Here is an 8,382-nt window from a genome sequence, read left to right on the forward strand (position 1 = left end):
CAAAAAAATTACAGGAATACAGATAACTCTTTGTTAATCAATGAAAAAATAAAGAATATTTTTTTTCAAGACTGTTACAATAATTGAAAATAGCACTAAATATTATACATTATTTATATAAAGGGATTCACTTTTATATGATGATGTAACAAATATGACTTCGAATAAAACAAAAAAGAAAACCAGAAAATAAATAAAACAGCCATTACCCTCTTACCAACAAAAGACAAAATCAATTTATCTCCACACGGACGTGTGGAGATCTCCGCACGGCCGTGTCGAGATCTTGACACGAGCGTGTGGAGGTAAACTTATTTTATCGTAATAACCGAAGATTCCCCATGCGAACCGAATTGCGGCGCATAAACTGATATGACAGAAACCGGACCTGAAACATATTTTCCTGAACGTGCCACGTATGCGTCATAACGTATAGTATAGGAACCTTTTCGCATACGGTCGATGAAAAATTCTACAGACGCATCTTTATTTACGCGATAGAATGAAAGCCCTTCTGCCCAAGAATAAGAAGAGAGCTGGGATGCAACCTCAAGACATGAAGGTTTCTCGTCCTTTATCCGTACAAAATCCATATCACGGTCGGCACTTACCGTTATGCATACTGTAACCTTATCGCCCACAGACAAAACGGAAGACGATGAAACTTCTTTTCCATCGCATATATACTTGCGTTCTATTCTCAAACCTTCACCATTGTAGGATTTCACTTTATCGATACTTTCAAGACATTGTGAACAGACAGAAGCCCATCCGGCACCTGTACCTTTTCTTGAGAATTCAATATTCTCTGTTTTCCTGATATCAGAATCATGCAACGATACAGAAACATGTCCTATCGCATCATCCGGTGTGGTATAAGTTTTACCCGCAACCTCTGCTGTAATAGCAGAACCTGAACCAAGCACATCACTTCCACCTGCCAGAAACGCATAAATGGCATTTACAGATGCAACCGGAGTATCCCAAACCTGTACCTGTTTCTGCTTCAGCAACCACAGACGCATATCGTCAAGTAAAGTTTCTTTATTATCTCCCAAACGCATGATGGCTTCCATTGCAGACACATGAACCGGTATTCTGTAATCGAACGAAGAATATCCAGCCTTGTATGTATCAAAATATGAACCCATCTCATCATTGCTTATCATATATTCCATAACAGACTGTAGAAGAACCTTCGCTTCGTCTTTATTTCCTGCCGCGTCCATAACTGTGGCCAATACCGATTTTTCATTTATGTCGAGCGATGCAGACTTTCCAACAAAATAGTCAATGAAATAATTGTTTATCCTGGTATCTGCAGAAGCTGCAGCCTCATCGTCTATGGCACATATATACAGATAGCTCATAATCATATTCTGAGGCACGTAAGCGTTCTTGTTTTCAAGCATACTGTCATGACACTTGGCAGCTTCGGAAGCCAGATATCCAAGAGCTTTCTTATACATATCGTTCATCTGATAATTGAATGATACTCCCAAAGCCTTGAGTCTGGACAAAGACTCCATTATCCGAAGAGTGATGTAAGAACTTGAAGTCATGCCCTTGAACCATGGCCACGAACCGTCAGCCAACTGTAACTTGGCAAGACTTGCAACAGCCGTAGAGAGTCTGTCATTCATTGCGTTTACATCGAAAAGCATTGCAATACGCTGTTTTTTCGAAGCGTCATCTTGAGCATCAGCCAACCATGGGGTTTCTTCGATGATGATATTTTTAAGTTGTTCATTCTTTGACAGTTCCGACCATAAATCCTTTTCATTTTTTCCCTGTGCCATCCATAAATCGAACACCTGCCTGATTTTAGGATTGGATTTCACAATATGCAAAGACAATGAATTGGCATAAAGAGCCGTAGCCCACGACATTGCATCATCAGACGAAGGTGTGCCAAGCACAGGCAAGGCCTGAATGACATACCACTGCGGATTTGCCGTCATTTCTATGGTCAGTTTCCTGTTTGTAGCAGTATTGCTACCACCGTTGAACAAGCCATCCGTAGAAACTGTTTTGTTTTCATCGCCTCTCAACTGAACAGGAATATTCTCTACAATTATCTGTTTGTCAGACAATACCGGAAGGTAATGACGCTCGCCGTCGCTGAATTCGCCAGCCTCAGCCATGACAGTACAAACCAGAACATCCACACCTTCGGAAACCTTATAGTTAAATGTCACAACTCCTGTCTCCCCTTCACGTACACTAAAAGCATCTGTCTTGGTATAGACAACCTGTCCGTTGACCGGATTGGAAAGAGTCATAGTGACTTTTCCGCTGATATCCTCATCGGACATATTGATGAGAGATGATGAAATGGACGATTCATCACCTACCCTGACAAAGCGAGGCATATTAGGCTGCACCATAAATGGCTTGGAAGTGGTAAACGACGCCTTAATAAATCCGTAATCCATATTCTGCGTATGTACAAAACCATTGAAAGTCCATTCGGTCAATGCATCAGGCATTACGAACGACATAGTAACTGTTCCGGCAGAATCTGTACGCAGATGCGGGTAGTAGAAAGCTGTCTCGGAGAAATTCTCACGAAGGGCATGAGACACATTTCCGTTACTCATGTTTACACCCTCAACTACAGACTCAACTACAGAAGATTCTTCATAAGACTGCAATACCTCCTCCTCTGAAACTTTTCTGTTAAAACTCCGATCCATCATATCTGATGACGCTTGATTTTTCAATAATATATTACCAGCAGCCGGTGCCTTGGCTATAATCATTCCGCGCGAAGCATAATATCCCCATGAGAAAGGTATAAACTGTGTAAATCCGTCACCATAGATAAGATCGATTCCATTGCTGCCGTTTACATAAGCATATGCCACACGCATATAAGGATTGTCATACACATGCAGACTCTGCATCAATACACGCGGTATCTTTCTTCCAAAATACAATCCGAAATGCCAACCGTGGGAATAAAGTTCGTCAAGAGAAGCATCGTAAGCAGACGCCAACATAGAAGCATTGACAGGCTCCCCGTCTTTATTCCTTACCGTGAGTTTCCATTCCTCCTTCTGTCCTGGAACAAGTTTGTCTCTGAATGTTTCCCATGATACGTTGAGTTTCTTCTCAGGTTCAGGCTTTACAAGACTTATTACCTTCTTATACAATACTCCCTGACGCATAAAAGAGAAACATACAGTTATACCGTCACCATATTCTTCCTTATATCTGTAGCTGAACTTCTGTATTGAATTAGAGAATGTCATCCTACGGCTTTCAAGTCTTTTTCCAGCCGTAAATACATCAAGCATCATATAGACATCACTCTCGGAGCTGCCTATATAGAAATCGACAGACTTACCTTCATCAAACGAATCGCCGTCCTGATAGAACCACTCTACAGTCCGGTAAGGAGGAATACTGTCTGCAAGGGAGAACAGGACGAAATCCTGAGTCTTTGACACATCACGTCCCTTGGAGTCTGAAGCGGAAATCCTTATGCGGTATTTCCCTGAAGAAAGAGAATTGAATGAGTAAGGCACAAATGAATTCTGAGCCTTTTCCTCACCACTGAACACAGCCTTGCCTGCTATCTTGCCTTCTTCATCAAGCTTGAAAACAGAATATCTGACAGTTGTTTCTACCGGCATCCTTTCGCAATTGAAAGCGTCAAAACGGATCTTGCCTATTCTTTCTTTTGCCACTTTGGAAGGCAAATCAGAAATACTCAAATCGAGCGATTTATCACCTACAGATACGGAATACTCCCCTACCTGAGTTTCACCGGAAAGGCTTGTTACCGTAGCCTTTACATTAAATCTGTAATACGCATTATCCGCAGTCTGCAAATCGCCGTCAGGTTTATCAAGGCAGAAATCTATATGGAACTTGCCGTCGGCATCAGTCATTGTTTCGCCAGTGGAAATTTCCGTTTCAGTACCGTTATATCTCCACCAAATATTTTCCATACGGACTACCCTATATTCCACCTTTGCCATGCGCAGAGGAGCACCGGCAAATGATGCAGCCCTCGCCTCAGTATGTACCGAATCGCCAAGCGAATATTCACTGCTGTTTTTCTCGAAAACCACATCGAAAGTAGGACGCTTATACTCTTCCACTCTTATACCGCTATATGCATTGTCGGCCTTTACTCCAAAGTATCCCGGCAAAACATTCTGTTTAAGCACAAACTCTGCACTGTAAACTCCAAAGTCGTCAGTGACAACCTTTTTCTTCTCCACCTCCTTACCATTGGTATCGGTCAGACTTACAGTCACTTCTTCCCCCTTAAGTACAGAAACGGAATCACCTTTTTGTACATATTTAACTCCTGACACATATACCATCTGTCCCGGACGATAAATCGAGCGGTCCGTGAATATAGTTGTCTGCTTTCTCTCCTCTTCATTTGTGTTCAGGAAATGCTCTCCGGAATAGAAATTTGAGATATTCATAAAATCATTACCGGAGGTACGGACACTGAAATATTCAAGTTTATCCTTGGCGGTACTTACCACTACACAGCCTTTTTCATCAGTGGGATAAACATTCTTCAGCTCGTATTTACCATCGTTCAGTGCGTATGAAACTATTTCCGCTCCGGGAACAGGATGACCAGTCATACGATCGACGGCAACGAGTTCTTTTCTGTCACCCGGCAATGGGATTACAATACACTGATAAGGAGATACATATACTACCTCATAGCAGACAGCCTCCGGTTTCTGCTTTGAGAAGAGCTTCATCATATATATACCATCTTCAGGCAATTTATACTTCAATCGGGTGGTTCTTGACTTATAATCAGCGGTTGCCGGAAGAGTATAATTATTAACAGCCACACGGTCACCATGTTTCCTGATCAACTGCTCATAGTTCTTTCTGTCACGCAGTCTTTCCGATACCGGCGACAAGCCGAGCCTGTAAGCTTCTATCGTCACACTGGTCAGGTTTCTGTATGAAACTTCTATATCTGACCGATATCCGGGATATACAAACGGGATACGTATCTCCAGGCTTGGAGACTCTATCTCCTTAATCGTATTATTCAGTTCGTCAGTCCATTCCGTATTTGGATATAGAGTAAGAGCTTTTTTCAATTCAGACATAGCCCCAACCTTTTTTCCTTGAGAACTATACTTATTGGCAAGCTTCAGCATAATATCACAATAAACTTCTACATCCTTATATTCAGATGCCAGACTATCTAACATTTTCACAGCCTCATCCGGAGAAAGTTTATCCTTCGAATAAACACAATTGTCAGAAAGATAGACAAGACGTGCCTCACGTGTCAGTGCTTCAGCCTCTCTGTCACGATAAGGACTTTCGGCAGAAGAATACAAATCTATCAGAGAATCATAAACGCCTAGTATCTCATTGTGGATTTTCTGTTCATATCCCCTAGCCGGAAGTGACAACAGTGTACGTACAGCCTGACGGCCCAGGAAATCATACATATTGTCATCAAAATATTCCTTGCTCAATTCTTTAGAAACAACCACAGGATAATATAAAGCCGCAGAACGCGATGCCAACAAATCCTTTTCCTTCAAAGACAATTGCAAACATGAAATGACAGAATCAACCTCAGAAGGCGATACCGCTGCATAATTCATAGCCATAACGCTGTTAAGCACAGCTTTTCCCACTGCATCCTGTTCCGATGCAGCCCACTTCTTCAGCATGTCTTTCTGTTTCTGGATACTGTCGGAACTCAACCTTACCTTATACTCTGAACATACCATAAAAGCCTTTATCATCTGAGGTATGTTCTTCTTAGCCAATGCCAATGAGAAAATGTTTTCAGATTTTTCTATTACGGAACGAGGGAGATCCTTTTTCTGAAGCGCTTCCACTTCCCTCCACATTTTGTCATAATTCTGAGCTTTGACCGATATCGGGAGGACGATGCCTATCATCATCAGACCCACAAATAAACAAATCTTCTTCATACAATTTGATTTGGTTACACTTATATTGTCTATATAAAGAAACAATTTATAAACGTAAATGCTGCATTTTTAGTGCTAAAAGATGTATAAATCATGTTTTTTCCATATATTTGTAAGACTTAGAAGATGTTTAAATACCGCTTAAACAGCATTTAAACATTATTTAAAAACTGATTAAAAACAGCAGGCGATATGAAAACTTTCAGTTCACAAATGTCGGAAAAGGCAAAGGGTTGTGTATGGATGTCCATGATGTATTCTGTCACGGCGATAGTATTATGTATTGTTCTGGTACTATTGTCAGAAAGAAACGTTGACAATCTCATTCCATTCATATCATGTTTCATTTTCATGGCTCTATCGTCATGCATTCGCATTTATCATATAGAATACAGCATAGCTGATGAATATCTCAACATCAGAGATTTCAAATACAGATCCATCAATATATTCGACATAAAGGAAATAACAGTTCTGAAAGAGAAGAAAAGATTCACTCTGAACATTCCGTATGATACTGTTATAATCGAGAAAAGCGGAAAGAAAACATATATCTCTCCGGAGAACAGGGATATGATGCTAGAAACAATAAAGGGAATTAATCCGGAAATCATTTTCGATTAGCAAAAATATAACCTTCACGGATAGACACAAACGGATAAAGAAACTCCAATATTGATGTACCTTTGAAGAAACATCAATATTGGAGTCTGCATAATATTTTTATTAAGAATCAAATAAAACGAACTATTTGATATATTGCAGCAGCCAATATGGCACTGACAGGAATGGTCAAAATCCAAGCAGTCATCAAACTTTTGGTCACTCCCCAACGTACCGCTGAAAGTCTTTTAGTAGCCCCGACGCCAATTATCGCTCCAGTGATTGTATGGGTCGTGCTTACAGGTATTTTCAAGAATTCCGTCAAATATAAAGTAAAGGCTCCTGCAGTTTCTGCGACAACACCTTCCAAAGGTGTCACTTTTGTAATGCGTGTACCCATTGTCTTTACAATTTTCCACCCTCCGGACATTGTACCCAAAGAAATAGCGGTAAAACAGGCAAAAGCCACCCAATCAGGCAAGTCATTAATGCTGTTTATTCCCATGCCAAGGCCTTCCGAATGAGCCGCAATCAAAGCAGCAGCAATGATACCCATGACTTTCTGGGAGTCGTTCAATCCATGACCTACACTGAACAAGGCAGAAGAAACAAGTTGTAATTTCTTAAACCATAATTCTGCCGTACTAGGATGCGCACGTCTGCATATGTACAACACCAACAAAGTAAAACCAAAGGCTATCACCATTCCGATAAAAGGAGCCAGAAAGATGAAAGCTACAATTTTCAAGATTATGCTCAATTGAATAGCCCCAAAACCATGCGCCATGATGGCAGCCCCTGCAAATCCACCAATAAGAGTATGGGACGAGGAGGAAGGAATACCTTTCCACCACGTGAATAGATTCCATATTATGGCAGCAATGACACCGGACAATATTATAGGCAAAGTTATGAAATCCTCTACAACCGTTTTAGACACTGTATTGGCTATTCCGAAACCACCAATAATGTATTTGGCAATGAAGAAAGCCACAAAATTGAAAAACGCGGCCCATATTACAGCCTGAAAAGGAGTTAGAACTTTTGTTGAAACGATGGTAGCTATTGAATTGGCCGCATCATGGAAACCGTTGATATAGTCGAATATCAAAGCCAATACTATGATGATAACTAATAATTCCATGTATTTTCCCTGCCTTTATGCATATTTAACAATAAGATTTCTTAATATTTTCCCAACACGCTCGGCAGTATCTGTGGTTTTTTCCAATTCCTGCATTATTTCTTTGATTTTGATTAATTCCACGCAGTCCTTCTCTTCCTCAAACAATTTCTTTACGAACAACTCATATACGTCATCTGCCTGATTTTCAATATCATGTAATTTCTCGCAATACTCACGCAATGCGGCCGGTTTCTTACGGAACGTTTCAAGTTCATCCATCGCCTTTCCAATATAAATCGCTTCTTGCTGAAGCAACTTGCTCAGTTCCTTACCACTGTCAGAAATCGGATGGGGATTGTAAATAGTTATACGCTTCGCACAGCTATTTATACCGTCTATCACGTCATCTACCGTTGATGCCAAATCATGAATATCCTCACGGTCGAAAGGCGTTATGAATGTTTTTCCCAACTCATCAAAAATTTGATGAGTTTGTTTATCGCCTTCGCGCTCGACATCTTTGATACGTTTGTAATATTCACTACGTTTTTCCGGTGTATTATGTTCAAAACTTTCTACTAACAAGTTTGAAGAATAAATAAGAATCTCCGACAAATGTTTTAACATCGGAAAGAACTTGGGTTCCTGCGGCGCAAATCGGCTAAAAAAAGAATTTTTCATAAATATACACTGTATTTTAATTCCTGT

Annotated in this window: 4 protein-coding genes; 1 reads left to right on the top strand and 3 read right to left on the bottom strand. The window is 40.5% G+C overall.

The window, feature by feature from the left end; translation table 11 throughout:
- Nucleotides 1-311 precede the first annotated feature (311 nt).
- Nucleotides 312-5,945, bottom strand: coding sequence for an alpha-2-macroglobulin family protein (locus tag NW213_RS16590; RefSeq protein WP_258323453.1), 5,634 nt, complete (start codon nucleotides 5,943-5,945; stop codon nucleotides 312-314).
- A 192-nt stretch (nucleotides 5,946-6,137) separates the two neighbouring features.
- Here NW213_RS16590 and NW213_RS16595 point away from each other — a divergent pair, with 192 nt between their 5' ends.
- The gene (locus NW213_RS16595; protein ID WP_258323454.1) at nucleotides 6,138-6,569 is read left to right on the top strand and encodes a hypothetical protein; all 432 of its coding nucleotides are present in this window, start codon (nucleotides 6,138-6,140) and stop codon (nucleotides 6,567-6,569) included.
- Nucleotides 6,570-6,678: 109 nt separating this feature from the next.
- On the opposite strand, the gene NW213_RS16600 is transcribed toward NW213_RS16595, so the two are convergent.
- Nucleotides 6,679-7,692, bottom strand: coding sequence for an inorganic phosphate transporter (locus NW213_RS16600; RefSeq protein WP_154045107.1), 1,014 nt, complete (start codon nucleotides 7,690-7,692; stop codon nucleotides 6,679-6,681).
- A gap of 15 nt (nucleotides 7,693-7,707) precedes the next feature.
- Entirely contained in the window at nucleotides 7,708-8,355 is a 648-nt protein-coding gene (locus NW213_RS16605; protein ID WP_154045106.1) for a DUF47 domain-containing protein, read from the bottom strand.
- Nucleotides 8,356-8,382: the final 27 nt, after the last annotated feature.

The sequence above is a fragment of the Bacteroides sp. ET336 genome (genome assembly GCF_024733815.1).
GTDB lineage: Bacteria > Bacteroidota > Bacteroidia > Bacteroidales > Bacteroidaceae > Phocaeicola > Phocaeicola cellulolyticus.